Below are 25105 nucleotides of genomic sequence, written 5' to 3'. Positions count from 1 at the left end.
GCACGATGTCCGACGGTCTCATCCTCTACTTCCCCGCGGCCGTGCTGGTCGGCGCTTTCCTGATCAAGCTGCCCGAACTCCGGCGCACCTGGCACGAACCGCTCATGCGGTCGGTGTCGGCCCTGCTCCTCGTGGGCTGCGCCGTCCTGTTCCTCGCAGCGCCGCCCACCATCTCCGCGGTCAACCGCGTCACCGGGATCACCAACTTCTCGGCCCCGCTCGTCTACGGCGTCCTGACCGCCTTCTCCGGGTCCTGCATCGTCCTGATCATCAACTGGCGGGGCGGGCCACCGGAGCGGGTACGGCGGGCCTCCATCGTCTGCATGAGCACATACGCGGGCGTCACCGTCGCCCTGGTGGTGCTCTTCGCGCTCGGTGACGCCCCCGTCGAGCGGCTCCGCGACCTGGACACCTACTACGCCAACACCCCGTTCATCCGCGAAATGATCACCCTCTACCTGGTCGCGCACACGGTGGGAAGCGTCGTCCTGACGGTCCTGTGCCGGCGATGGCTGCGCCACGTCGACGGCGCTCTGCGCACCGGCCTGGCCCTCATCGTCCTGGGCGGCGTTCTCGACATGGGCTACCTCGCGGCGAAGTACACGGCCGTCTGCGCCCGTTGGGCCGGCAAGGACTGGGACGGCCTGAGCACCTACCTCGCCCCGCCGCTCGCCTCCGCCGCCGCGCTGATGGTCGGCGGGGGCTTCATCTGGCCACTGGCCGGTCGGCGGGCATCCTCCACCTGGCGCGCCTACCGGCAGTACCGCCAGCTCAAGCCCCTCTGGACGGAGCTGGCGGGCTCGACGACCTCGGCAGCCGCCACCATGAGAATCGACTTCTGGTCCTCGGCGCAGCTGCGGAAGTCGGCCCGGGAGGCCGCCATTCATGACGGCCTGCTCACGGTGGCTCCCTATCTCAGCAGCCGCGTCAGGGACGACGCCCTCGCCACGGCGAGCTCGCAGGGCATCCCGCGTGAGACGGCCGATGTCGTGGCCGAGGCCGCGATGATCGCCTCGGCCTGCAGAGCGCACGCCGCCGCGAGTTCGTCGCCGACGCCACCCCCCGAGCCCTCGCCGGACGCACCCCGGCTTGCCCACACCGCCCAGTCGGGCAGTCTGGTGACCCTGGCCTCCACCTTCGGCTCTCCCATCGTCGCCGCCGCACGCAGGCGGGCGGCCACGCCCGAAGGCAGCAGTCATGGGTGAGCCTCCACGAGCCGTGAAAGGCGTGTACCGGCCGCGGCCTCCGCGCCCGTCAATTCGGTTGCCCCGCGGCGCGCCGACGGGGTCTCATCAAGAGACCGGACGTCGATCCGGCTGTCGACACAGAGGTGGTGCTTGTATGCCCAGGGCCCGGCGGAGCTGTTCTCGCGACCGAGGAAGACCTTCCGTCCACGCGGTATGAACTCCCTCGATGCGAGGCGGCGTTCAGAGCTGACGCCCTTTTCACGCATCACCTCAGGAGTCGTGTCCACGATGTCCCGCAACACTTCCAGGCGTGCCCGCACCGAAGCACGCGCCCAGTCCTTCCGCTGCCTGCACTGCGGCCTCGACGTGCCGATGACCGCCGCGGGCACCGGCCACCGCAATCACTGCCCGAACTGCCTGTGGAGCCGTCACCTCGACGACACCCCCGGCGACCGGGCCGCCGACTGCGGAGCCCGTATGGAACCTCTCGCGATCTCCGTCCGCGGTGACGGTGAGTGGGTGCTCGTCCACCGCTGCACCGGCTGCGGGGTGCTCCACGCGAACCGCACGGCAGGCGACGACAACGCCCTGCCGTTGACCCGTCTGGCGGTGCGCCCCCTGGCGCAGCCGCCGTTCCCGCTGGAGCGGCTCGCCGCTCTGTGAGTCACGCGGATCCCGGGCCGTCGTCGGTCCGGGATCCGCCCTCTCGCGCACAGGCCCAGCGGGTCGAGCGGAGTGGGAGAGGGACTCAGCGGCGGCGCTCGGCCAGCACCAGGCGGCACCGGGGGCTGCCGTCCTCCAGCCGGCCCAGTTCCTTCACCGGCCGCAGCCGCACCGAGAACCCGGCCCCCTCCAGTTCGGCCAGCACCTGAGAGAGCCGGAAGGTGCGGTAGTACATCACGAACGGCGGACGCCACAGCAGATTCCGTACGCGCATCGCGCCGTCGAACCCCCACAGCGCCCAGTAGAGCCATGACGTGACCCGGGGAGGGTGCGGGACCGGAAAGGCGAACAGGCCGCCGGGCCTGAGCGCCTTGTGGACCTGGGCGAAGAGCGCGGGGCGCTCGCCGGGGAGGAAATGGCCGAACGCGCCGAAGCTCACCGCCACATCGAACTCCCCGGCGAAGGGGAGAGCGCGGGCGTCGGCCCGGACCCAGCTCACGGCCGGGCCGTCCGGGAGATCCGGCAGTGACCTTCTGCCCTCGGCGAGCATGCCCGCGCTGAAGTCCACGCCCGTCACCCGCTCCCGGCACAGCTCCCGCAGCACTCCCACCCCGGCACCGGTACCGCAGCAGACGTCGAGCCCGGCCGCGAACGGGCCGAACGGTCGTAGCCCGTCCACCACCCCGTCCAGCAGCGGGCCGGGAGTACGGAAAGGGGTCTCGTCGAACTTCGGGGCCAACAGGTCGTAGCCGCGCTCGGTGGAGGAGAGCGCCTGCACGGCGAGTTCGCGGAACGTAGGTCCGGAGGGAGTGAACATCACTCCATCTTCCTCCGTATCTGTGAAGGGTCCCGTCGCACCGCAGGGACCGTTCAGCCAGGGGAGGGCATGTTCATGGCCGGAAGTAATGTCACCGCACTGTTTCGTGCGTCCACAGCGCACAGTCCTTCGTACTTCACGCTGAACAGGGCGGGTGGCGGGCCGGCCGGCGAGATCACCGACTTCTGCATTCCTTGCAACCCCTACTTCCCCACACCCGCGATGTTCGACCAGCTCGGCAGTCGGCTGCGCGAGATCCTCACGTACTACCCCAGCACCGCCGACACCATCACCGCCGAGCTCTGCCAGGTGCTCGGGCTCAATCCGCAGACCGTCGCCATGGGCAACGGATCCACCGAACTGATCACCTGGATCGATCATCTGCTCGTCCACGAGTCGCTGGCCGTGCCCGTGCCCACCTTCGGACGGTGGACCGACCAGCCGATGGAGACCGGCAAGCGCGTCGACATGCTGCTGCTGCCGGAGGCACACGGCTTCGGGCTCGACCCGGCGTCCTTCGTGCAGTTCATCCGCACCCGGGGCTCACGTGCCGCCGTCATCTGCAACCCGAACAACCCCGACGGCGGCTTCCTCCCCAAGCAGCAGGTCATCGCCCTCATCGACTCGCTCCAAGATCTGGACCTGGTCGTCGTCGACGAGTCGTTCCTCGAATTCGCGGACGCCGAGCGGTCGCCGAGCGTCGCCGCCGAGGCGGTGCTGCGCACGAATGTGATCGTGCTGCGCAGCCTGGGCAAGAACTTCGGGCTGCACGGGGTGCGCTTCGGCTACCTCGTGTCGAATCCGACCCTCGCCGGAAAGGTGCGGGCCGCTCTGCCGAAGTGGAACATCAACTCCTTCGCCGAGACCGTGGTGTTCATGCTGAAGGAGCACCGCCAGGAGTACGCCGAAAGCCTGCAGCAGTCCCGCCGGGACCGCCAGGAGATGACCTGGCGGCTCTCCCAGCTTCCGGGACTGACGGTCTACCCCTCGCAGGGCAACTTCCTCTACGTAAGGCTTCCCGAGGGCGCCGACGGGGTCGTGCTGCGAGACCGGCTGCTCGCCGAGCACGGGGTGCACGTGCGCGAGTGCAGCAACAAGGTCGGCAGTTCGAGCCGTTTCCTGCGACTGGTGGTGAGGCCCCAGCAGGACGTCATGCGGCTGATCTCGGCGATGGAGCAGGTGCTGTACGGGCAGGTCACGCAGATGCCCCCGCCACAGCAGGTGGCTCCGATGCTCGCCCAGATACCGGAGCCGCAGCAGATGGCGCCGATGCTGGCCGAGGCGCCCGCGCCTCGGCCGCAGCCGCAGGCACGGGTCCAGCAGCCCCGGATGCCGCAGCCCGAGCCGATGCTCGGACTTGCCCAGCAGCCGGTCCCCGCGCGGGGACTTGGGCCCGCCCGCCCGCAGGAGCGACCGGTCGCCGCCGCGCTGCCGGGGATGACGGCGGGCGCCACGGGAGTGGCGGCGGTGGACCGTCTGATCACCCAGGGCTAGGTCTTTCGCCTGGATCAGGCCGGATCAGTGCGCGGCGCCAGGGCACGCGAGCCCGGCACGATCCAAACGAGAGGACCTCGGGAGCGTCCTACCCGGCGCCCGGCCCCTCTGGCCAGGGACGGAACGTCGGACTTCCGTCCCCGGCTTGTTCACTGTGGAGCAGGACCCGCCGCACGGCCGCCCCTAGCCTCACCGGAACAGCACCAACGAGGGGCGGCACCGGTGAACTGGCTCATCCGTGACTACCGCGAGGGCGATCTCGCGGCGGTGGTCCACCTGATCGACACCACGGCCGAACTGGGCCAGGCGTCGGTGTTCTCGCTCGCCGAGTGCATCGGCGCGCTCACCTCCCGGCAGCCCGCCGTCGTCGCCGTCCACCAGGGCGTCGCGATCGGCGCGGCGCTCGCCACCGTCGCCGGTGAACGCGCCTGGGTGATGCGCATCGCCATCTCCTCGGCCTGGCGCGGCCGGGGGCTGGCCAGCGCGCTCCTGGTGGAGCTGGAGCGCCGGCTCGTCGCCGCCCGGGTGGGCAGGGTCGCCTATGTGCTGCCCGAGGAGGAACTGCTCGGTGAGGGGCTGCTGAACGCGGGCTACACCCGGCAGCCCGCCGTGGCCTACTTCGAGAAGGCCGAGCCGATCCACGGTCCCGCGGCCAGCCTTCTCGAAGACCTCGGCGGGCGTTTCCTGCCCAGCGACCTGTGGGCCGAGGTCGCGGGCATGGAGTCGGAGAAGGACCTCATCGAGCGGCGTGTGGTGCTGCCGCTCGCCGAGCCCGAGCGGGCGGCCCGGCACGGCGTCCGGCCGCCGCGGGCCATCGCGCTGTTCGGCCCGCCCGGCACCGGGAAGACCACCTTCGCCCGGGGCATCGCCTCCAAGCTCGGCTGGCCGTTCGTGGAACTGCTCCCCTCCCGGCTGGCCGACGAGGGCAATCTCGCCGCCGCCCTGCGCAGCGCCTTCGCGAGGATCGCCGAACTGGAGCGGGTCCTCGTCTTCATCGACGAGGTCGAGGAGATCGCTCCGGTGCGCACCGAGCCCGCGCAGCCCGGGGGAATGCACGGTGTGACCAATGAACTGCTCAAGCTCATCCCCGGTTTCAGGGAGCGGGACGAGCGGCTGCTGGTCTGTGCCACCAACTCCGTACGCTCCTTGGACCCGGCCTTCCTGCGCCCGGGCAGGTTCGACTACCTGATCCCGATCGGCACTCCGGACGCGGCTGCCCGCGCCGCCATCTGGTCCCGCTACACGGACGGCAGGCCCGACGTCGACGTCATGGTGCTGGTCGCCGCCACAGAGCTGTTCACTCCGGCGGACATCGAGCACGCGGCCCGGATCGCCGCCCAGTGCGCCTTCGAGCGTGACCTGGAGACGATCGGACACGGGCCGGGAGACCGCCGGACGCTCGGCGCGAGCACCGAGGACTATCTGGCGGCCGTCGCGCAGTGCAGGCCGACGGTGACGCCCGCGATGATCGAGGAGTTCGGGGCGGACATCACGGCCCACGCCCGCTTCTGAGGACCCGGGGCGGTGCCGGCGCGCTCCCCCCGGCCCCCGGCACCGGCCCGAACGCCGTAAGACTTCCGTCATCCGCCGGGCGGCCTTCCGGTGCCCGAAGTGCCGTTGAATGGACTCATACAGCAGGACAACGGGCTGACACCAGGAGGTTGTTGTGGGACGCGTACGGTTGCCGAGCAGGCCCGTGATCGCCGGAGTCGTGGCCGTCGGAGCGATGCTGCTCGCCGCGGGGGTCTACTGGTTCCAGCCCTGGAAGCTGTGGGTGGACGAGACGGTACGGGACGAACTGCCCGCCGCGGTCGGCGCTCCGGCGGGCACAACGGCCCCCGGGGGCTCGTCGACCGGCCCGCGAACCCTTGTGTCGGGCGCGCTCATCAGCCATGAGCACGAGACCTCCGGCTCGGCCCGGATCGTACGGCTGTCCGACGGCTCCCGCGTCCTGCGACTGGAGAACCTGGACACGAGCAACGGCCCCGACCTGCGGGTGCTGCTGACCGATGCCCCGGTGAAGGCGGGCCCCGCGGGCTGGCGGGTCTTCGACGACGGCAAGCACATCAGTCTCGGAAAGCTCAAGGGCAACAAGGGAGACCAGAACTACGCGGTCCCCGAGGATCTCGATCTGGCCGGTTACACGAGCGTCAGCATCTGGTGCGACCGTTTCGACGTCTCCTTCGGAGCCGCCGAGCTGGCGCCTGCGTAGCCCTGCCCGAAAGCCCGTGCGGACCCGACAGGCGCCCAGTGCGGCCCGCGAGCTGAACGCTCGACCACGCCTACCGCTCGGCCCGCTGCCTGGGCAAGGTCCAGGACTGGAACGCCGAGGACGGGGTCCTGGAGGCCCAGGCCATGGCGATCTTCCGGTAGGGCCGCTCGTTTGGATCTTGGCGGGCCCGGCCTGATCCAAACGAAAGACCCTGGGCGCTACGGGTGCCGCGTGCGCGGCAGGCGCGGCGGGCCGGTCTGCGCGACCATGGATCGTGTCGGGAGGCCCCATGGATTACCCGGAAAGTTACGAGCTGGTGTTTCAGGCGTCCGCCGTCGAGGACGACACGGTGATCGTCCGGCGTACCGCGCAGGCGGGAGCCGGGGGATACCCGGTCTACGAGGACGAGACGGGCATCGTGCGCGCGGAGATCAGCGACCGGGGCGAGGTGCGCATGCTGGCCAGTGGCGGCCATCAGGTGATCGGGGCGCCGCTGACGGTACGGCCGCTCGCCTCCTGATCCGCCGGGCGCCCCGGCGCCCCCGGCGCTCAGTGATGTGCCGTGGGCCGTTCAGGCCTGCCCATGGCGCGCTCAGGCCGGTGCCCATGGCGCGCTCGGGCCGGTGCCTGAGGAAGGTCTGCTGGTCACGGTGAACAGCGCGCCGTCGGGATCGCGCAGCACCGCCTCCTCGCCATGGGCGGTCGGCCCCCGCCCGAGGACCGAGCCGCCGTGGCGCAGCGCTGCCTCGACCGTGGCCTCGACGTCGGCCACCGGGAAGTGGACGTGCCACCGCGGCCGGACCAGCGGGTCGGGTGCCGTGTCGACCGCGCCGGAGCTGAGCCGGGCGAGGATCTGGCCGTGCTGGTGCAGGACGACCTCGCCCTCCCGGTAGTCGACCTGGCAGCAGCCGGGCCGATCGCAGGCCCACTCCAGGACCTCGCCGTAGAAGATCGCCGCGTCGAAGGCGTCCCGGGTCCGCAGCCGCAGCCAGGCCGGCGCGTTCTTGCGCCAGGCCTGCCAGTCCGAGACGAGCTGCCCCTCCCAGATGCCGAAGACGGCGCCGTCACGGTCCGCGGCCAGGGCCCCGCGGCCCACGGGGAAGCGGAGCGGGCCCACGGCGACGGTGGCGCTGCGCTCCAGGATCCGCGCGGCGGTCTCGTCGACATCGGCGACGGCGAAGTAGGGCGTCCAGGCGACCGGGACGGGCAGAGCGGGGCCGAGAGCGCCGATACCGGCGACGGGCGTGCCCTCGAAGAGCGCGAGCCGGAACTCGTCGCCCAGGCGGGCACGCCGGAACTGCCAGCCGAGGACCGCGCCGTAGAAGGACCGGGCTGCCGCCAGGTCGCGTGTCATCAGCGTGATCCAGCAGGGTGCGCCGAAGACCTCGTGACTCGATGTGACGCCCGGGGTACCAGCTGTCGAATTCCTGTCCATCGCCTCCATCCTGTCGCGACGCGGGACTCATCGCGAGCCCTGCCCTGTGACCCGGCCGCGTAGGATCCTGCGCCGGAGCTTGCGTGACCACCTCGGGGAGGGCGGACGAATGAGCGAGAAGCCCGCGGCAGGGAGTGAGAAGCCCACGGTACGGATCGAACGCGACGGTCCCGTTTTCACGGTGATCCTCGCCCGGCCCGAGGTCCGCAACGCCGTCGACGGTCCGACGGCCGCCCGGCTCGCGGACGCCTTCCGCCGGTTCGAGGCCGACGAGGACGCGGCCGTCGCCGTGCTGTGGGGCGAGGGCGGCACCTTCTGCGCCGGAGCCGATCTCAAGGGCATCGGCACCGAACGCGGCAACATGGTGCGGGCCCGGGGCGACGGACCCATGGGCCCCACCCGGATGAGGCTGAGCAAGCCGGTCGTCGCCGCGGTGTCCGGACACGCGGTGGCCGGCGGCCTGGAGCTGGCGATCTGGTGCGATCTGCGCGTCGTCGAGGAGGACGCGGTCTTCGGCGTCTTCTGCCGCCGCTGGGGCGTGCCCCTGGTGGACGGCGGCACCGTGCGCCTGCCGCGCCTGATCGGCGAGAGCCGGGCGATGGACATGATCCTCACGGGACGCCCCGTCCCGGCCCGTGAGGCGTACGACATCGGGCTCGCCAACCGGCTCGTCCCGGCCGGTGACGCGCGCAGGGCGGCCGAGGAACTGGCCCACGAGATCGCCGCGTTCCCCCAGTTGTGTCTGCGCCACGACCGGCTCTCGGCCCGCGAACAGCACGGTCTGAGCGAGCCGGAGGCGCTGGCCGCCGAGTACCGGCACGGCATGGTCCCGCTCACCGCGGGGGAGACCGGGGCCGGCGCCGAGCGTTTTGCGCGCGGGGCCGGCCGACACGGCTCGTTCAAGGACTGACGCGCTGCCCCCGCTGCCGCGGAACGTCCAGGTCGGCGGCGAGGAAAGGCTTCAGCAACGCGAGCAGGGTCTCGGGCCGGTCCAGCGCAATGATGTGGCCGCAGTCCTCGATGACGTGGCTGACGAGATCGTCGGCGAGGGGCCGCAACTGCCGCTCCAGCGCCGCGCCGGGCGCGGACTGCCCCACGGCAGGCAGTGCCTCGCCCTAGGTCGGTTGCCCGATGCCGTCGCAGCGGAACTCGGACAGCATCGGTGCGGCAACCCGCCCGATCGTCCGCTCAAGAGCACTGCCCCGACAGGGGGATGTGTGGTGCATGCCGCAGGCCGGGTCGCGGGTGTGTCTCGGTGAGCGTCCGCGGTGGCACCGGTTTCCGAACCCGAGGAGTCCGGCTCAACCGATCCGAGCGGCTGAGCGCCACGCCTTCAGGCAGATTCCTTCGCTGTCCCTTGATCTCTGACCAACTTCTTTCACCTGAGTGGCCAATCCCCCGAGTCGCCCTAACGATTGGGTGCGATGAGTGCCCCGGTGATCTGGATACCACGTCTGCGGGGGGATGCCTGGATGGGGTGGATCGGCGTTACGGCCGCGCAGGAGGCTATGTGGCTTGCGCAGGAGTTCGCACCGGACCGACCGAACAGCGTGGTGTCGCTGTGGAGCGTCGAAGGCGACCTGGGCGTTCCCCCTCTTCACCTCGGCGCCGAGAGTGGCCATGGCGGAAGCAGGCGCTCTGGCGGTGAACTTCCGCCGGGCGACGACCGGCCGAGGCTGGTCACCCGGAACCTCGCGGCGTGGGAGCCGTTCCACTGCGCACGATGATCGAAAGGTGAACGAGGAAATGATTCCCCTGTCGTACGCGCAGCGTCGCATCTGGTTCATCAACCGCTTCGAGGGTCCTTCCTCGACGTACAACATCCCGCTGCTCCTTCGGTTCACCGGAGCGCTCGACACGGCTGCGTTACGCGCGGCGTTCCAGGACGTGATGGCGCGCCACGAGGTCCTTCGGACGGTGTTCGGTGACGTGGACGGCGAGCCGTTCCAGCGCATCCTCAACCCGGCCGAGGTCGATCTGCCCTGGAAGGACTGGGGCCGGGTGGCTCCTGAGCGGGTGCCTGGTGTGATCTCCTCCGTCACCAGTAGCTGGTTCGACCTGTCGGCCGACGTACCGCTGCGGGGAAGCCTCGTCCAGAGCGGTGACGAAGAGTTCCTGCTGGTGCTGGTGATTCACCATATCGCCGGTGACGGTGGGTCGTTGGCGCCGTTGGCGCGGGACGTGTCCGTGGCGTACCGCGCGCGGGTGGCCGGTCGTGAGCCGGAATGGACGGAACTGCCGGTGCAGTACGCGGACTACGCGCTGTGGCAGCGGGAGGAGCTGGGGGACCTGGCAGACCCGGAGAGCCTCCTGTCGATCCAGGCGGCGTACTGGCGCGAGGAACTCGCCGGGGTGTCCAAGCCGTTGCCGCTGTCGCTGGACCGGCCCCGGCCCGCGGTGGCGAGCAACCGGGGCGGGTCGGTGGAGATCGGCCTCTCGACCGAGGTGCGGACGCGGGTCGAAGAGATGGCGCGGGCTCGCGGTGCGACGGTGTCGATGGTGTTGCAGGCCGCGCTGGTGGTGTTGCTGCACCGGATGGGCAGTGGTGACGACGTGACGGTCGGATCACCGATCGCGGGGCGCACCGATGAGGCGCTGAACGATCTGGTGGGGTTCTTCGTCAACTCGTGGGTGCTGCGCGTCCGGCTGGCCTCGGAGTCGTCGTTCGAGTCGGTGCTGGAGCAGGTCCGGCAGAAGGCGCTCGCGGCGTACGAGAACCAGGACGTCCCGTTCGAAGCGCTGCTCGAATTGCTGCGGCCGGAGCGGTCGACGGCACATCACCCCTTGTTCCAGGTGGTGCTTGCGTGGCAGAACAATGCGGCGCCGGAGTTGGACATGCCGGGTGTGATGGTGTCGATGGAGCCCATCCCGACCGGCACGGCGAAGTTCGATCTGTTTTTCAATCTGGCGCCGGACGAGTCCGACGGGTCGGTCGTGGGGGAGATCGAGTATGCCGTCGATCTCTTCGACCGTTCGACGGTGGAGGGGATCGCGGCCCGGTTCGTAGCGGTGGTGGAGCAGGCGGTCGCCGATCCGGGGATCGCCGTCGGCGCGGTCGACGTGCCGGCCGATGCGCAGAAGGAGCACGACAGCGCGGCCGCGCCGCCCGAGGTCGGCGGAGTCCTGCTTGGCGCGGATGAGCGCCACAGGATTCTGGTCGAGTGGAATGACACGGCCCGCGAGTTCCCGTGTCCTGGGCCGGTTCACCTGCTGTTCGAGGAGCAGGCCGGGCGGCGGCCGGAGGCGGTCGCGTTGCGGTGGGCCGGGGGAACCATGACCTACGGCGAGTTGAACAGGCGGGCGAACCGGATCGCGTGGGATCTGAAGGAGCGTGGCGTCGGCGCGGAGACGGTGGTCGGAGTCGGTGTTCCCCGTGGTCCGGTCATGATCGCTGCGGTGTTCGGTGTGCTGAAGGCGGGCGGGGCGTATCTGCCTCTGGAACCGTCGTTGCCGGCCGAGCGCGTGGCCGGCATGCTCGCTGACGCGGGGGCGGGCATCGTGCTGTCCACGCCGGACACCGAACACTGGGCGGTTCCGGCCGGTGTCGAGCTCGTCGAGGTGGCGGGGCCCGAGGTGTCTCCCCCCTCTCGCGCTGAGGGCAATCCGGAGCCGGTCGCCGGGCCGGACAACACCGCGTACGTCATCTTCACCTCCGGGAGCACCGGAAAGCCCAAGGGCGTGGTGGTGACCCATCGGCCGGTGCACAACCTGCTCAACTGGTGCTACCGCACCTTCGGCTTCGGGCCCGAGGATGTCGGCCTGTGCGTCACCTCGCTGGGCTTCGACCTCTCGGTCTTCGACATCTTCGGTCTCCTGGGCTGTGGTGGCGGCCTCTACATCGCTGACGATGCCGAGCAGCGCGATCCCGGCCTGCTGCTCGATGTGCTGCTCACCGAGCCGGTCACGTTCTGGGACTCGGTGCCGACCACGCTCAACCAGGTGGCCTCGCTGCTGTCCCGGCAGGACGAGTGGGAGGGAGCTCATCATCTTCGTCTGGTGTTTCTTTCCGGTGACTACACGCCGTTGGCTTTGCCGGATGAGGTGCGCAGGGTGTTCCGGGGAGCGGAGGTTGTCAGTCTCGGCGGGGCGACTGAGGCGACGGTGTGGTCGAACTATTTCCGTGTTCGTGAGGTGGATCCGGGGTGGCGGAGTATTCCGTATGGCCGTCCTGTCGACAATGCGCGTTATTACGTGCTCGACGGGGATTTGGAGCCGTGTCCGGTTGGTGTTGAGGGTGATCTGTACATCGGTGGGGAGTGTCTGTGTACCGGTTATGCCGGCCGGCCCGGGCTGACAGCGGAACGCTTCGTCGTTGATCCGTTCAGTGGGCGGGAGGGTGACCGGCTCTACCGGACGGGGGACCGTGCCTGTTTCTTCCCGGACGGGAACATCTGTTTCCTCGGCCGTGCGGATCACCAGGTGAAGTTGCGGGGGTTCCGTGTCGAACCCGGTGAGGTCGAGCATGTTCTGGTCCGTCATCCGGCTGTGCGGCAGGCGGTTGTCACCGCGCGGGAGGACCAGCCAGGTGATCTGCGGCTGGTCGCCTACGTTGTTGCGGATGCCGGGGTCTTGGGGACCGGGGGTGGGGCGGACGAGCGGGTCGGGCAGTGGCTGGAGGTTTACGATCAGGCGTATCTGGACGCCGGCGGCGTTGAGTTCGGTGAGGACTTCACCGGCTGGAACAGCTCCTGCACGGGTGAGCCGATCCCGTTGGAGGAGATGCATGCGTGGCGGGACGCCGCGGTGGAGGGAGTTCTGTGCTGGTCACCCCGGCGTGTGCTTGAGGTCGGTGTCGGTTCGGGTCTGCTGCTCGCGCGTGTGGCGGGCCGGGTGGAGGAGTACTGGGCCACCGATTTCTCCTCGTCGGTGATCGAGCGGTTGCGGGACCAGGTGAGGGGGGCGGGTCTGTCCGACCGGGTCGAGCTGCGCTGCCAGGCCGCCGACGACCTGTGCGGACTTCCCCGGGGCGGGTTCGACACTGTGGTGCTCAACTCGGTAGTGCAGTACTTCCCGAACGAGCACTACCTTGAGCGGGTCCTGGACGGGGTGTGGGAACTGCTCGCGCCGGGTGGCCGGATTGTCCTGGGCGATGTCCGGCGGGCGGGCTCGTTGCGGGTGTTGCAGGTCGCGGTCCAGCGGGCGAGGCACCCGGGTACGGAGCCGGCGGTGCTGCGCGGTGCGGTGGAGCAGGCGGTGCTGCTGGAGAAGGAACTGGTGGTCGATCCCGAGTGGTTCCTGCGCTGGTCGGAGCGGGCGGGGGGAGCGGGTGTCGATGTCCGGGTCAAGGACGGCATCCACCACAACGAGCTCACCCGGCACCGGTACGAGGTCGTGCTGCACAAGCCGGGCACCATGGAACCCGGCGACGTGCTGCCCCTGGACGCCGTCCCCGCCATCGCATGGGACGCAGACCTCGACCGCCTCGCCGATGAGGTGGGCGGCCAGGACGAAACAGTCGTGCGGATCACCGGTGTCCCGAATGCGCGCCTGACCGACGAGGTCGCGGCGGCACGTGAACTGGGCCAGGAGGACTCCGCCGCGCCGCAGGCGCCATCGCTCGACCCGTCCGCGATCCGTTTGTGGGCCGAGCGGCATGGCTGGGACGCGGTGGTGACGTGGTCGGCGACTGCGGTCGACCAGCTTGATGTGCTCGTCTTCCGGGACGGCCTGGTGGCCGGCCGGGTCCTGACCGGAACGTACGTGCCCGGGCAAGGGGACCGGGCGCTGGTCAACGACCCTGCGGTCGCGAGCGGCATTGCCGCGCTGCTGCCCGCTCTTCGCGGGTACCTGCGGGACGTCCTGCCCGAGTACATGGTGCCGGCCGTGATCGTGCCGATCGGCGGTGTGCCGTTGACGGACAACGGCAAGCCGGACCGGCGCGCGCTGCCGGTCCCGGACTACACGGCAGGCAGTGGTGGCCGGGCCCCATCCACACCGGAGGAGGAGTCACTGTGCGCGTTGTTCGCCGCGGTGCTGGGCCTGGACCGGGTCGGGGTGGACGACAACTTCTTCACCGTCGGGGGCCACTCGCTGCTGGCGACCAAACTGGTCAGCCGTATTCGCGCTGCGCACGGTGTGGAGATCCCGATCCGGGTCGTCTTCCAGGCGCCCACGGTCGCCGAGCTGGCGGCTCACCTGACGACCGTGAGCACTGTCCGCCCGCCCCTGGTCCCTCAGGTCAGGCCCGAGCGGCTGCCGGTCTCCTTCGCGCAGCAGCGGCTGTGGTTCATCCACCGGTTCGAGGGGCCGTCGGCGACCTACAACGTCTCGCTGGCCCTGCGGATGCGCGGTGACCTCGACGCGGCGGCGCTCCGCCGAGCCCTGCGTGACGTCGTGGTGCGGCACGAGTCGCTGCGCACCGTTTTCGGTGAGGAGGCGGGGCAGCCGTACCAGCAGATCCTCCCCCCGACCGCGATCCAGGTGCCCTGGCAGGAACGTGAGGTCACCGAGGCCGAAGTTCCGGCTGCCCTGCGTGAGGCGGCGCGCCTGCCGTTCGACCTGGCAACCGAGATCCCGATCCGTGCGTGGTTGTTCCGGATCAGCGAGCGTGAGTCGGTGTTCCTGATCGGCGCGCACCACATCGCGTCCGATGGTTGGTCGGCCCTCCCGTTGGCGAAGGACCTCATCACAGCGTACGAGGCCCGCCGTGACGGCCTGCCGCCGGTGTGGGAGCCGCTTGCGGTGCAGTACGCGGACTACGCCCTGTGGCAACGGGACCTGCTGGGGAACAGCGAGGACCCGGGCAGCCTGTACCGGCGTCAGCTGGACTACTGGACGGCCCAGCTGGCCGATCTGCCGGAGACCGTAGAGCTGCCAGCCGACCGGTCACGGCCCGCGGTGGCGTCCTTCGCCGGCGACCAGGTTCCGCTCGAATTCGACGACCAACTCACCGAAGGTATCCGGCGGTTGGCCCGGGAGACCGGTGCCACCGTGTCGATGGTGCTCCACGCCGGGCTCGCGGCGATGTTCACCAGGCTGGGTGTGGGCACGGACGTGCCGATCGGTTCGCCCATCGCCGGACGCACCGACGAGGCGCTGAATGCATTGGTCGGCTTCTTCGTCAACACCTGGGTGCTGCGGGCGGACACCTCCGGCGACCCCGGATTCGCCGAACTCGTCGGCCGGGTACGGGAGACCAGCCTCGCCGCCTACGATCACCAGGACATCCCGTTCGAGCACCTGGTCGAGGTCCTGAACCCGGTGCGGTCGACCGCGCACCACTCGCTCTTCCAGGTGTGCCTGGCACTGCAGAACAACACGCGAGCGGAGTTCGCCCTGCCGGGCCTGAGCGTGTCCGAGGAGTTCTTCAGCCCGGGTGTCTCGCATTTCGACCTGTCCATCAATCTCGGCGAACGGGACGACGACGATGACGGGCGTTCCCGGATCTCAGGGTTCGTGGAGTACGCGACGGAGTTGTTCGACGCCGGCACGATCACCGCGCTGCTCGACCGCTGGCTGGACTTCCTGCGCCGGGTGGTCGCAGCGCCGGACACGCCCATAGGGGCCGTGGACATCCTCGCGGACGGTGAGCGCGCGGCGCTGACCCGGTGGGGCGGTCAGGGCCGCGGGGACGCCCGGTCCGTGTCCGGTACCGTCCACCAGCGGTTCGCCGCCACGGCCGCCGTGACCCCGGACGCGACCGCGCTGGTCTGCGCGGACGGCACGCTCAGCTGGACCTACGCCGAACTGGACCGCTGGTCCAACCGCATCGCCCACCACCTCCGCGCACGCGGCGCCCGCCCGCACACCCGGGTGGCGCTCCTGCTCGAACGCTCACCGCTGCTGGTCGCGACCATCCTCGGGGTGCTGAAGACCGGAGCCGCGTATGTGCCGGTCGACCCCGGCTACCCGTCCGAGCGTATCGACTTCATGCTCGCCGACCTCGCCCCCACCGTCACCGTGGACGACACCCTCGCCGACGAGAACCTCGACGGGTGTCCGGACTCGCCGCCCGAGGCCGACGGCGTCGGGGAGCAGAGCACCGCATATGTGATGTACACATCCGGCTCCACCGGCCAGCCCAAGGGCGTCGAGGTGACCCACCGGAACGTGATCGACCTCGCACTCGACGACTGCTGGGCGGGCGATGCGTTTCGCCGTGTCCTGGTCCACTCGGCGCAGACGTTCGACGCGTCCACGTGGGAGCTGTGGGTGCCGCTGCTCGGCGGCGGCACCGCTGTGGTGGCATCCGCCGGTCAGTTGGACACCGCGGAACTGGCCCGTGCCATCGTCGAGCGGGGGGTGACCGGGCTGTGCCTGCCCACGGGCCTGTTCGCCGCGATGGTGGAGCAGCACCCGGAGTGCTTCACGGGCGTCGCCGAGGTGTGGGCGGGCGGTGAAGTCATGCCGCCCGCCGCCGTCCGCCGGATTCTCGGTGCCTGGCCTGGTCTCACCGTGGTGAACGGGTACGGGCCGACGGAGACCACGGCATTCGCCGCCCGGCACCGGTTGACCTCGGTTGACGACTGCACCGATCCGGTGCCGATCGGTGGCCCCATGCAGGGCACCATGCTGCGTGCCTTGGACGAGCGCCTCCGGCCGGTGCCGCCCGGCGTGGTCGGTGAGCTGTACATCGGGGGCGACGGAGTGGCTCGCGGGTACGCGGGCCGTCCGGGCCTGACCGGTCAGCGGTTTGTCGCCGACCCGTTCGGGTTGTCTGGTGCGCGGATGTACCGCACCGGTGACCTGGTGCGCTGGAGCTCCGCCGGGCACCTGGAATACGTGGGCCGGGTGGACGACCAGATCAAGATCCGCGGCTTCCGCGTGGAGCCGGGGGAGGTCGAGGCGGCGCTGCGCAGGCGCGAGGGCGTGGCACAGGCGGTCGTGGTCAGCCGCGAGGACCGGCTCGGTGAACGCAGCCTGGTCGCCTACGTGGTGCCCGGCGCGTCGGGGTCGTCCGACCACGAGGCCGTCGAGCAGGTCGGGGAGTGGCGCGAGATCTACGACGGCGTGTATGGCGGGACCGAGGTGGACCTGGGGGGAGTCGGCGACGACTTCACCGGGTGGAACAGCTCGTACACCGGTCAGGCCATCCCGCTGCCCGAGATGCGGGCCTGGCGCGATGCCATGGTGGGGCGGGTGCGCGCCCTGCGCCCGCAGCGAGTGCTGGAGATCGGTGTCGGCTCGGGCCTGCTGCTGGGACCGCTGGCGACGGAGGTGGCGGAGTACTGGGGCATCGACTTCTCCGCCCCCGTCATCGAGCGGCTGAGCGCTCAAGTCGGCGCCGACCGGCGGCTGTCGAACCGGGTGACCCTGCGCTGCCAGCCCGCCGACGAGGCAGGCGACATTCCCGCGGCGCACTTCGACACGGTGATCCTCAACTCGGTCGTGTCGTACTTCCCGGACGCCGACTACCTCACCCGGGTGCTCGACATCGCGATGGACCGGCTCGCGCCCGGCGGACGCCTGGTGATCGGTGACGTCCGCAACTACCGCACCCAGAGGTCGTTCAGCGCCGCGGTCCACCGTTCGCGACGCCCGGACGACCGGGCCGCCGCCGTGCAGGCCGCGGTGTCGCGCGCGCTCTTGGACGAGAAGGAACTGGTCATCGATCCGGACTACTTCACACAGTGGGCCGATGTGCATCCGGACGTGGTCGCCACCGACATCCGCCTCAAGCAGGGCACCCACCACAACGAGCTGACCCGCCACCGCTACGAGGTCGTGCTGCACAAGGGACCTGGCCGGGCCCTGGACCTCGCGGACCTGCCGGTGGTGACCTGGGGAAGCGATGTCCACCAGCTGTCCGACGTGGCGCCCGTGCTTGCGCGGCACGGCCAGATCCGCCTCACCCGGGTGCCGAACGCCAGGCTGGTCACCGAGGCGGGCGAGTGGGGTGGCCCGATCGACGACCGGGGCGCGCTCGACCCGGCCGAGCTGGAGGCATGGGGCGCCGCACAGGGGCTGGCGGTGTACTGCACCTGGTCGGCACAGGCGGCGGAGCACTTCGAGGCGGTCGTGCTGCCCGACGGCGACGCCCCCGTCTGCGACGGCGTCTACCGACCCGCGCGGACGCCGTTCGGGCGGCTCGTCAACTCGCCCGCGGTCTCCGGCCGTGCGTCCCGGCTGCCGTCGCTGCTGCGCGAGGAACTGACACGCGAACTGCCCGCGTTCATGATGCCGAGCGAGATCATGCTCCTCGACCGGCTGCCGCTCACCAAGAACGGGAAGGTGGACCGTGCCGCACTGCCCGACCCCGACCCGGCCGGCGGTGCGTACCGCGCCCCGCGCACACCGCGCGAGGAGGCACTGGCCGGGTTGTTCGCCGAGGTGCTGGGCCTGGACCGGATCGGGATCGACGACGACTTCTTCGCCTGCGGCGGCCACTCCCTGCGGCTGACCCGCCTCGTCTGGCAGATCCACGAGAAGCTGGGCGTGGACGTCCCGATCCGGACGGTGTTCCAGTACCCCACGGTGGCCGAGCTGGCGGAGCAGCTGTCCGCGGACACACAGGTGAACTTCGAAGACCCGTTCGCCGCCCTGCTGCCGATCCGCACCGAGGGGAAGAATCCCCCGCTGTGGTGGCTGCACCCCGGTGGAGGCCTGAGCTGGCCCTACCTGAGCTTCGGGCGGCACATCGACCAGTCCTGGCCGCTCTACGGTATCCAGGCGCGCGGCTTCGACGGAACCACGCCCCGGTCGGCCTCCATCGAGGACATGGTCGAGGACTACGTGCGGCAGGTGCAGGACGTCCAGCCGTGTGGCCCGTACTACCTGCTCGGCTGGTCCTTCGGGGGCACCCTGGCCCACGCGATGGCCGCGGAGCTGCAGCGCCGCGGAGAGGAGGTGGCGCTCCTCGCGCTGCTGGACTCAGCACCCGCCAGTCACTTCTCCGACCTTGAGCTCCTCGACGAGGACATGGTGCGCATGTTCCTCGTCAACTACATGGGGCACCTCAGGGGAATGGAGGAGTACGAGTTCCTGGTCAGCACCGCTTCGTCGATCTTCATCGAGCACCTGGAGCAGATGCGGCGCTACACATCACCGCGGTACCGTGGTGATGTCGTCTTCTTCAACGCGCTCCTCGACCCGGAGACCCACGACAAGCGCCAACTCGATGCGGAGATGGACGTGCTGTGGCACCGGTACGTCGACGGCCGGGTCCAGCGCGTCGACATCGCCTGCGCTCACAACGAGATGTACTGGCCGCGGAACGCGGCCGAGATCAGCCGAGTCATCAACCGCATGCTCCGGGAGGCGCGGCACCGGTGACCGACCCCCCGCCGTTCCTTTTCGACCTCTTGCCAACTTCTGTCATTCGGTTGGCGAACCTGGCGGGGGCGCGCCAACAATTGGCATGACGGGTTGAGGATCTGGATACCTGGATCTGCGAGGGAAATCGAAGGCTGCGGCTGGTTGCCCGGGAATCCGAATGGTTCTGCTCCTCCGCCGCATTCTCGCTGACGCGTTCGGTGTTCCGTGCACCGTGTGCGCGGACGGCTCCATGGCCGAGGTATTCGCATGCGGCACGGGCGTGACCGTCACGCCGGATCCGTGATACACGGCGGACCCGGCAACTCCGAGAAATGTTCGTCGATCTGTGCCGTGGTCATACGCCCGACACGTACGGCTGGATTTTCATCGTCAGGCGGCAGTGATCGAGAAATTCAGGCAGCGATCGAGAAATTACTGAAAGGAACACGGCAGATGACAACGATACAGAACCCGGCGACCGCCACCGCCGCGGCAGTTGCTCGCGAGACGGCAGCGGACGTCGCGGGAGCGGCGGCGCTGCTGGAGATCGGCGACCGGATCGGGTTGCTGCCCCACATCGAGAAAGGCCGGCAGGTCGACATCGAGCACCTGGTGTCGGCCACCGGGCTGCCGAGGCAGGGTGTGGCGAACTACCTGGAGGCTCTGACCTCGGCGGCGCTGGTGGTCGAGTCGGCCGGGACGTACCAGGTGGCGGCGGACTTCGACCAGATCCTGTACGAGTCCGGTTACCTGTCCTGGGCGCTCAACGCGAACCGGCCATTCATAGAGAACGCAGTGGAGTTCCTCACCGACAACGTGGCCGCCGGCAAGCGGCACAGCCGCGACGGCCGGCAGGTCGCCGTGAGCTCGCAGTGGATGGGCTCGTTCGGCTTCTATCCCGTGGCGCTGCGGACCATCCTCGATGCCGGTCCGTCGCATGTGGTCGACCTCGGCGCGGGCACCGCCCGGCTGCTCATCGAGATCATGCTGACCCTGAAGGACACCACGGCCGTGGCGCTCGACCTGGACGGCGAGGCGTGCCGGGAAGCGGAGCTGGCGGCCGAGCGAGCGGGGGTGGCCGACCGGATCACCGTGTACGAGCGGGCGATCCAGTCGGTGGCCACCGACCCGACGCCGGTGAAGGACGCCGACGTGGTGCACGCCGGGTTCGTCTTCCACGACATGATGCCCGAAGAGGAGGACGTCGCCGACCGGACCCTGGCCAGCTGCCGGGACGCGTTGCGGCCGGGCGGCATGATGGCGATCACGGAGGCGGTGCCCTACGTGCCCGACCCGAGGGAGCGCCGGTTCAGTGCGATCGTGACGTACTACCACCAGCAGTTCATGCGTCGGCGGCTGCTCAACGAGCAGGAGTGGACCGACAAGCTGCTGGCGGCGGGGTTCTCGGACGTCCGGTGCCTGCCGCACCGGTTCCCCACGGGCCGGCTGTTCATCGCGAAGAAGCACTGACCCGCACCGGGTGCGGGGTCACCTGCCCCACACCCGGGTCAGCTGTCCGGCAGGACTTCTTCTTCGCTCCGATGGTCTGAGCCCGATCCGGCAGTTCGGCAGGAGGACAGCATGGAACCAGCGCCCGTGACTGTGCAGTTGAGACCCGCGGCGACCAGGCTGTCCGCCGCTGAGCGCACCGCGCGGCTGGCGCACCTCGCCTTCGGGGGCGCGTTCACCGAGCACATGGTGCGCATGCGTTGGTCGACCGCGAGCGGCTGGCACGAAGCCGAACTGGTTCCCTACGGCCCGCTTCCGATGGACCCGGCGATGGTCGGCCTGCATTACGGCCAGGTGGTGTTCGAGGGCCTGAAGGCGTTTCGGACGGTGCGGGGCGGCCTGGGAATCTTCCGCCCGGACGAGTACGCGCGCCGCTTCCGGGCCTCCGCACGCCGGCTGCACATGCCCGAACTGCCGGAGTCGATGTTCGTCTCGGCGGTGGCCGAACTGACCAGGCAGGACCGGGAGTGGCTGCCCAACGATCCGAACGTCAGCCTGTACCTGCGCCCGATCCTGTTCGCCTCGGAGCCGAAGCTCGCGCTGCGGCCGGCCACCGAGTACCAGTTGCTGGTCATTGCCTTTGTCACTGAAGGATTCTTCGGCCGAGAACCTCGGCCGGTCCGGGTCTGGCTGACCGACGAGTACACCCGGGCCGCGCCGGGTGGAACCGGTGCGGCGAAGTACGCCGGCAACTACGCGGCCACCTACCCGGCCCAGGCGCAGGCCGCTGAGCACGGATGCGATCAGGTGGTGTGGCTGGACTCCGCCGAACACAGCTGGGTCGAGGAAATGGGCGGGATGAACGTCTTCTTCGTTTACGGCGGTGGGGTGCGGCCTCGGCTGCTGACCCCGCCGCTGTCCGGCACCATCCTGCCCGGTGTCACACGGGATTCGGTGCTCACGCTGGCCGCCGATCTCGGCATGGACACGGTCGAGGCCCCCATCTCGGTGGACCGGTGGCGGGCCGACTGCGCCAGCGGAGCGCTGACCGAGGTCTTCGCCTGCGGCACCGCGGCCGGTATCAGCCCGGTGGGTCAAGTCCGCTCCACGACCGGCTCCTGGCAGGTACGGGACGGTAAGCCCGGCGAGGTCACCATGCGGTTGGCGCGGCGGCTGTCGGAGGTGCAGCACGACGAATCCGCCGATGCCCGTCGATGGCTGTTCCCGGTCGACTGAGATGTCCTCGACCGCGGAAATGCATCAACACCGGTTGCCCGGGTCGCTCCACGTGACTCAGAGCCAGTCCCGGCGCTTGAAGATGAAGTACAGACTGACGCAAACCACCGCCATCAGCAGGATCGCGAAGGGATACCCCGCCGCCCACTTCAGTTCCGGCATCGTCTCGAAGTTCATGCCGTAGATGGTTCCCACGAGCGTGGGTGCAAAGAGGATGGCGGCCCACGAGGAGATCTTCTTGATCTCCTCGTTCTGCTCGAAGCCGGCCTCCGCCATCGCCCGCATCTCTTCGTTCTGCTGCTGCGTCACGAGCGTCGCGTTCACCGTGAGGATGTCCGCCAGTGCCTGGCGGAAGCCGTCCACGCGTTCGCTCGTGTGCGTGACATGGTCCGCGACGTCGCGAAGATAGCGCTGGAGCTCCTCGTCCGTGCCGTACTTGGCGAAGCCCGCCATCAGGGCGTGCAGCATGCCGACCAGGGGGCGGGTGGCTCGCTGGAACTCGACCATTTCGCGTGCGAGTTCGTAGATACGGCGGGACACCGCCGGGTCACCGCCGAAGACCTGGGTCTCGATCTCGTCGATGTCGTTCTGCACACCGGACACGACCGGGGCGTAGCCGTCCACCACCGCGTCCAGGATCGCGTACAGCACCGCCTCCGGGCCCAGTGCCAGCAGTTCGGGGGTCTTCTCCATCCGGCGGCGCACCGCCGACAGGTCCGGTGCCGCGCCGTGGCGGACCGTGATCAGGAAGTCCCTGCCGACGAAGACGTGCAGCTCGCCGAATTCGACCTCCTCCTGGGCGTCGAGATAGCGGGCGGCGCGCAGCACCACGAAAAGCGTGTCGCCGTAGCGTTCGAGCTTCGGGCGCTGGTGGGCCTCCAGCGCGTCCTCGACGGCGAGCTCGTGGAGGTCGAACTCCTCGGCCAGTGACAGGACTTCAGCCTCGGTGGGACGGTGCAGGCCGATCCATGCCATGCCGTCGGGGTACTCGCGCAGCTGGCGGAAGGTCTGGGCGAGCGAGTCGGGCGTGGAGACGCGCCGGCCGTCGCGGTAGAGGGCGGCCTGGACGACACTGCCCTGGTCCTTGTGCACAGGGGGAGCGTCGGGAGCCGGCGAAGGAGCGGCCGGCGGGGGGCTCGCGGGAGGAAGGAGGCGGCGGCGCCATTGGTTTCTCCTCGGGGACAGTGGCATCGCGTCGTTCACCTCCTACCTCGGGGATCGTTGCCTTCTTCGTGTGCGCCGGTACGGCCACGGAGCAGGATATCCGGGTCGAATTGCCCCGGCATGACGGGGTGACGAGGATGGCTTGAGCATTGCGGACAGGAGCTGTCCGCAAGCGTGGGTAACGTGTGGGCATGGCCTCGAAGACGACCCGTCCCGTACTCGGCAACCGCGCCCTGAACCGCGCCACCCTGGAACGTCAGCTTCTGCTGCGCCGCGCCCCCGGGGCGGACATGTCCGTCAAGGGTGCCGTCGAGCATCTCGTCGGCCTCCAGGCGCAGAACGTCAAGCCGCCGTACTACGCCCTCGCCGCCCGGCTCGACGGCTTCGACCCCGAGGAGCTCTCCGCGCTCATGGCGTCGCGCGAGGTCGGACGCCTGGTCACCATGCGCTCCACCATCCACACGCACACCGCCGAGGACTGTCTGACCCTCCGCCCGCTGGTCCAGGCCGCGCGCGACCGGGAGCTCAGGATGTTCCGGACCGGGCTGGCCGGAGTCGATCTCGAAAGGCTCCGGGTCCTCGCGCGTGAGCTGGTCGAGGAGCAGCCCAGGACGATGAAGGAGCTGCGGGAGGCGCTCCTGAAGGACTGGCCGGACGCCGATCCGTTCGCGCTCTCCGTCGCGGCCCGCTGTCTGCTTCCACTGGTGCAGGTCACCCCGCGTGGTCTCTGGGGAAGGAGCGGCCAGGTCACCCTGACCACCGCCGAGCACTGGTTCGGCCGGGAGGCCGAGCCCGTGGCCGCCCCTGACGAGACGGTGCTGCGCTACCTGACCGCCTTCGGGCCCGCTTCCGTGAAGGACATGCAGACCTGGTCCGGGCTGACCCGGATGAGGGAGGTCTTCGAACGGCTGCGGCCCGCTCTCGCCGTCTTCCAGGACGAGCGGGGCGTCGAGCTGTTCGACCTCCCCGACGCTCCCCGTCCCGACGCCGACACCCCCGCGCCGCCCCGGTTCCTGCCCGAGTTCGACAATCTGCTGCTCTCGCACGGCGACCGTGCCCGCGTGGTGCCCGAGGCGTACAAGGTACGCACGTGGAAAGGCAATCAGGCCTACTCCACCTTCCTCGTCGACGGGTTCCTCGCCGGGATCTGGCGGCTGGCCGAGACCAAGGAGGAGGCCGTTGTGACGGTGCAGCCTTTCGGGGAGCTGACCCGCGCGCAGCGCGGCGAGCTGGCCGAGGAGGGTGCGCGGATGCTCAGCATCTTTTCCCCGGCCACCGCCCACGACATCCGCTTCGGGACCTTCACCGAGTAGCGGTCACGGGCGGTCACAGTCCGGCGGATACGCGGACGCGCCGTGCGAGCCCCGGTTCACCGCGTACCGCGGGACCCGCAGAAGCTTCGCCCGCCCGCGGGACCGTCAGCGCGGCCTGATGCCCTGATGCCCTGCTGACCGCCGGCACCCGGTGTTTGACGCATCCCTGACGGTGCGTCCCGGCCGTGGGACGGGTCAGTCCGCGCGTCCCGTCGCGGCGACCGTCACACCCAGCCCGATCATCGCGAATCCGCCCGCGCCGCCCACCATCGACAGCCGGCGTTCCGAGCGGGCGAACCAGGTTCGCGCCGCCGCGGCGCCCAGCCCCCAGAGGGTGTCCGTGACCAGGCCGATCGAGATCGGGACCAGGCCGAGCAGCAGCATCTGCGCGGGCAGGTGCCCCGCCGAGTGGTCCACGAACTGCGGAAGTACCGCGGCGAAGAAGACGATGCCCTTGGGGTTGGTGACGCCCACGAGGATGCCGTCGAGCACCGTGCGCGCATCGCCGCGCGCAGGTCCCGCCGGGGCGGACATGTCCGAGACCTTCATCTCCTTGCGGTGCCGGAACGCCTGTACCCCGAGAAAGACCAGATAGGCGGCCCCGGCCAGCTTCACCGCCAGGAACACCGACGCCGAGCGCTCCACCAGCGTGCCGACACCCAGCGCGACGGCCACCACCAGGGCGTACGAGCCGACGACATTGCCGAGGGCCGTGGCCACGGCGGTACGGCGGCCGTGGGCGAGCGCCCGGCCGATCACGAAGAGCACGCTCGGCCCCGGGATCACGATCACCAGAAGGGACATGGCGGCGAAGGCGAGCAAACGGTCGGTGGACACCATTCGCTCATTCAACCTGATGGCCGGCCTGCCGCCCAGGGGCGTGCGGCCGGGCACCGCATTGAGCCCGGTGGGGAGTGGGGAGGTGGCGGCGCGGCTATCCGG

The 25105-nt window shown here is 70.0% G+C and carries 15 protein-coding genes and 1 pseudogene; 11 read left to right on the top strand and 5 right to left on the bottom strand.

Annotated features, from left to right (window positions below; genetic code table 11):
- The first annotated feature begins 5 nt into the window (after window positions 1-5).
- Together OG293_RS06615 and OG293_RS06610 are read left to right on the top strand one after the other, a co-directional pair.
- The gene (locus OG293_RS06615) at window positions 6-1205 is read left to right on the top strand and encodes an MAB_1171c family putative transporter (RefSeq protein ID WP_405997820.1); all 1200 of its coding nucleotides are present in this window, start codon (window positions 6-8) and stop codon (window positions 1203-1205) included.
- A 270-nt stretch (window positions 1206-1475) separates the two neighbouring features.
- Window positions 1476-1850 carry an RNHCP domain-containing protein gene (locus tag OG293_RS06610; protein WP_405997819.1) on the top strand — a complete coding sequence of 125 codons (375 nt, stop codon included), beginning with the start codon at window positions 1476-1478 and terminating at the stop codon, window positions 1848-1850.
- An 85-nt stretch (window positions 1851-1935) separates the two neighbouring features.
- Here OG293_RS06610 and OG293_RS06605 read toward each other — a convergent pair whose 3' ends face one another.
- Window positions 1936-2667 carry a class I SAM-dependent methyltransferase gene (locus OG293_RS06605; RefSeq protein WP_405997818.1) on the bottom strand — a complete coding sequence of 244 codons (732 nt, stop codon included), beginning with the start codon at window positions 2665-2667 and terminating at the stop codon, window positions 1936-1938.
- A 75-nt stretch (window positions 2668-2742) separates the two neighbouring features.
- Between OG293_RS06605 and OG293_RS06600 the strand changes: the two genes are divergently transcribed.
- The 4 genes from OG293_RS06600 to OG293_RS06585 all read left to right on the top strand — a co-directional run bounded on the left by OG293_RS06600 (window position 2743) and on the right by OG293_RS06585 (window position 6893).
- Window positions 2743-4161 (top strand): aminotransferase class I/II-fold pyridoxal phosphate-dependent enzyme, encoded by a 1419-nt coding sequence (locus OG293_RS06600; protein WP_405997817.1) that lies wholly within the window; start codon window positions 2743-2745, stop codon window positions 4159-4161.
- A 222-nt stretch (window positions 4162-4383) separates the two neighbouring features.
- Complete coding sequence (locus OG293_RS06595; RefSeq protein WP_405997816.1) at window positions 4384-5673, top strand: ATP-binding protein; 1290 nt, start codon at window positions 4384-4386, stop codon at window positions 5671-5673.
- A 154-nt stretch (window positions 5674-5827) separates the two neighbouring features.
- Window positions 5828-6373: a DM13 domain-containing protein gene (locus OG293_RS06590; RefSeq protein ID WP_405997815.1), complete on the top strand. Its 546-nt coding sequence runs from the start codon at window positions 5828-5830 to the stop codon at window positions 6371-6373.
- Window positions 6374-6662: 289 nt separating this feature from the next.
- A complete protein-coding gene (locus OG293_RS06585) occupies window positions 6663-6893 on the top strand; it encodes a DUF6296 family protein (RefSeq protein ID WP_405997814.1) in 231 nt (76 codons plus the stop codon).
- Window positions 6894-6965: 72 nt separating this feature from the next.
- Here OG293_RS06585 and OG293_RS06580 read toward each other — a convergent pair whose 3' ends face one another.
- On the bottom strand, window positions 6966-7808 hold the full coding sequence (locus tag OG293_RS06580) for a VOC family protein (RefSeq protein ID WP_405997813.1): 843 nt from the start codon (window positions 7806-7808) through the stop codon (window positions 6966-6968).
- A 109-nt stretch (window positions 7809-7917) separates the two neighbouring features.
- Between OG293_RS06580 and OG293_RS06575 the strand changes: the two genes are divergently transcribed.
- Complete coding sequence (locus OG293_RS06575) at window positions 7918-8718, top strand: crotonase/enoyl-CoA hydratase family protein (RefSeq protein ID WP_405997812.1); 801 nt, start codon at window positions 7918-7920, stop codon at window positions 8716-8718.
- On the opposite strand, the pseudogene OG293_RS06570 reads toward OG293_RS06575, so the two are convergent.
- A pseudogene (locus OG293_RS06570) lies at window positions 8708-8887 on the bottom strand (hypothetical protein); the annotation flags it as partial. The gene OG293_RS06575 and the pseudogene OG293_RS06570 overlap by 11 nt on opposite strands.
- A 655-nt stretch (window positions 8888-9542) precedes the next feature.
- Between OG293_RS06570 and OG293_RS06565 the strand changes: the two are divergent.
- From OG293_RS06565 to OG293_RS06555, 3 genes are all read left to right on the top strand, one after another.
- A complete protein-coding gene (locus OG293_RS06565; RefSeq protein ID WP_405997811.1) occupies window positions 9543-19019 on the top strand; it encodes an amino acid adenylation domain-containing protein in 9477 nt (3158 codons plus the stop codon).
- Window positions 19020-19454: 435 nt separating this feature from the next.
- Complete coding sequence (locus tag OG293_RS06560) at window positions 19455-20471, top strand: class I SAM-dependent methyltransferase (RefSeq protein ID WP_405997810.1); 1017 nt, start codon at window positions 19455-19457, stop codon at window positions 20469-20471.
- 111 nt (window positions 20472-20582) lie between these two features.
- Window positions 20583-21686 (top strand): branched-chain amino acid aminotransferase, encoded by a 1104-nt coding sequence (locus OG293_RS06555; RefSeq protein ID WP_405997809.1) that lies wholly within the window; start codon window positions 20583-20585, stop codon window positions 21684-21686.
- Window positions 21687-21743: 57 nt separating this feature from the next.
- Here the strand turns inward: OG293_RS06555 and OG293_RS06550 are convergent, their stop codons facing one another.
- Window positions 21744-22877, bottom strand: coding sequence for a magnesium and cobalt transport protein CorA (locus tag OG293_RS06550; RefSeq protein ID WP_405997808.1), 1134 nt, complete (start codon window positions 22875-22877; stop codon window positions 21744-21746).
- Window positions 22878-23041: 164 nt separating this feature from the next.
- Between OG293_RS06550 and OG293_RS06545 the strand changes: the two genes are divergently transcribed.
- Window positions 23042-24163, top strand: a complete 1122-nt coding sequence (locus OG293_RS06545) for a winged helix DNA-binding domain-containing protein (protein WP_405997807.1) — start codon at window positions 23042-23044, stop codon at window positions 24161-24163.
- A 195-nt stretch (window positions 24164-24358) separates the two neighbouring features.
- On the opposite strand, the gene OG293_RS06540 is transcribed toward OG293_RS06545, so the two are convergent.
- Window positions 24359-25003, bottom strand: coding sequence for a LysE family translocator (locus tag OG293_RS06540; protein WP_405997806.1), 645 nt, complete (start codon window positions 25001-25003; stop codon window positions 24359-24361).
- Between the last annotated feature and the right edge of the window lie 102 nt (window positions 25004-25105).

The organism is Streptomyces sp. NBC_00829 (genome assembly GCF_045161795.1).
In the GTDB taxonomy this organism is placed as follows: domain Bacteria; phylum Actinomycetota; class Actinomycetes; order Streptomycetales; family Streptomycetaceae; genus Streptomyces.
This window is presented reverse-complemented; position numbering and strand designations above follow the sequence as displayed.

What these genes read in the sequence shown, in the direction of transcription:
- OG293_RS06615 (WP_405997820.1), top strand. Translation starts at nt 6, where the DNA reads ATGTCCGACGGTCTCATCCTCTACTTCCCCGCGGCCGTGCTGGTCGGC.
- OG293_RS06610 (WP_405997819.1), top strand. Translation starts at nt 1,476, where the DNA reads ATGTCCCGCAACACTTCCAGGCGTGCCCGCACCGAAGCACGCGCCCAG.
- OG293_RS06605 (WP_405997818.1), bottom strand. Translation starts at nt 2,667, where the DNA reads ATGTTCACTCCCTCCGGACCTACGTTCCGCGAACTCGCCGTGCAGGCG.
- OG293_RS06600 (WP_405997817.1), top strand. Translation starts at nt 2,743, where the DNA reads ATGGCCGGAAGTAATGTCACCGCACTGTTTCGTGCGTCCACAGCGCAC.
- OG293_RS06585 (WP_405997814.1), top strand. Translation starts at nt 6,663, where the DNA reads ATGGATTACCCGGAAAGTTACGAGCTGGTGTTTCAGGCGTCCGCCGTC.
- OG293_RS06580 (WP_405997813.1), bottom strand. Translation starts at nt 7,808, where the DNA reads ATGGACAGGAATTCGACAGCTGGTACCCCGGGCGTCACATCGAGTCAC.
- OG293_RS06575 (WP_405997812.1), top strand. Translation starts at nt 7,918, where the DNA reads ATGAGCGAGAAGCCCGCGGCAGGGAGTGAGAAGCCCACGGTACGGATC.
- OG293_RS06560 (WP_405997810.1), top strand. Translation starts at nt 19,455, where the DNA reads ATGACAACGATACAGAACCCGGCGACCGCCACCGCCGCGGCAGTTGCT.
- OG293_RS06555 (WP_405997809.1), top strand. Translation starts at nt 20,583, where the DNA reads ATGGAACCAGCGCCCGTGACTGTGCAGTTGAGACCCGCGGCGACCAGG.
- OG293_RS06550 (WP_405997808.1), bottom strand. Translation starts at nt 22,877, where the DNA reads ATGCCACTGTCCCCGAGGAGAAACCAATGGCGCCGCCGCCTCCTTCCT.
- OG293_RS06545 (WP_405997807.1), top strand. Translation starts at nt 23,042, where the DNA reads ATGGCCTCGAAGACGACCCGTCCCGTACTCGGCAACCGCGCCCTGAAC.
- OG293_RS06540 (WP_405997806.1), bottom strand. Translation starts at nt 25,003, where the DNA reads ATGGTGTCCACCGACCGTTTGCTCGCCTTCGCCGCCATGTCCCTTCTG.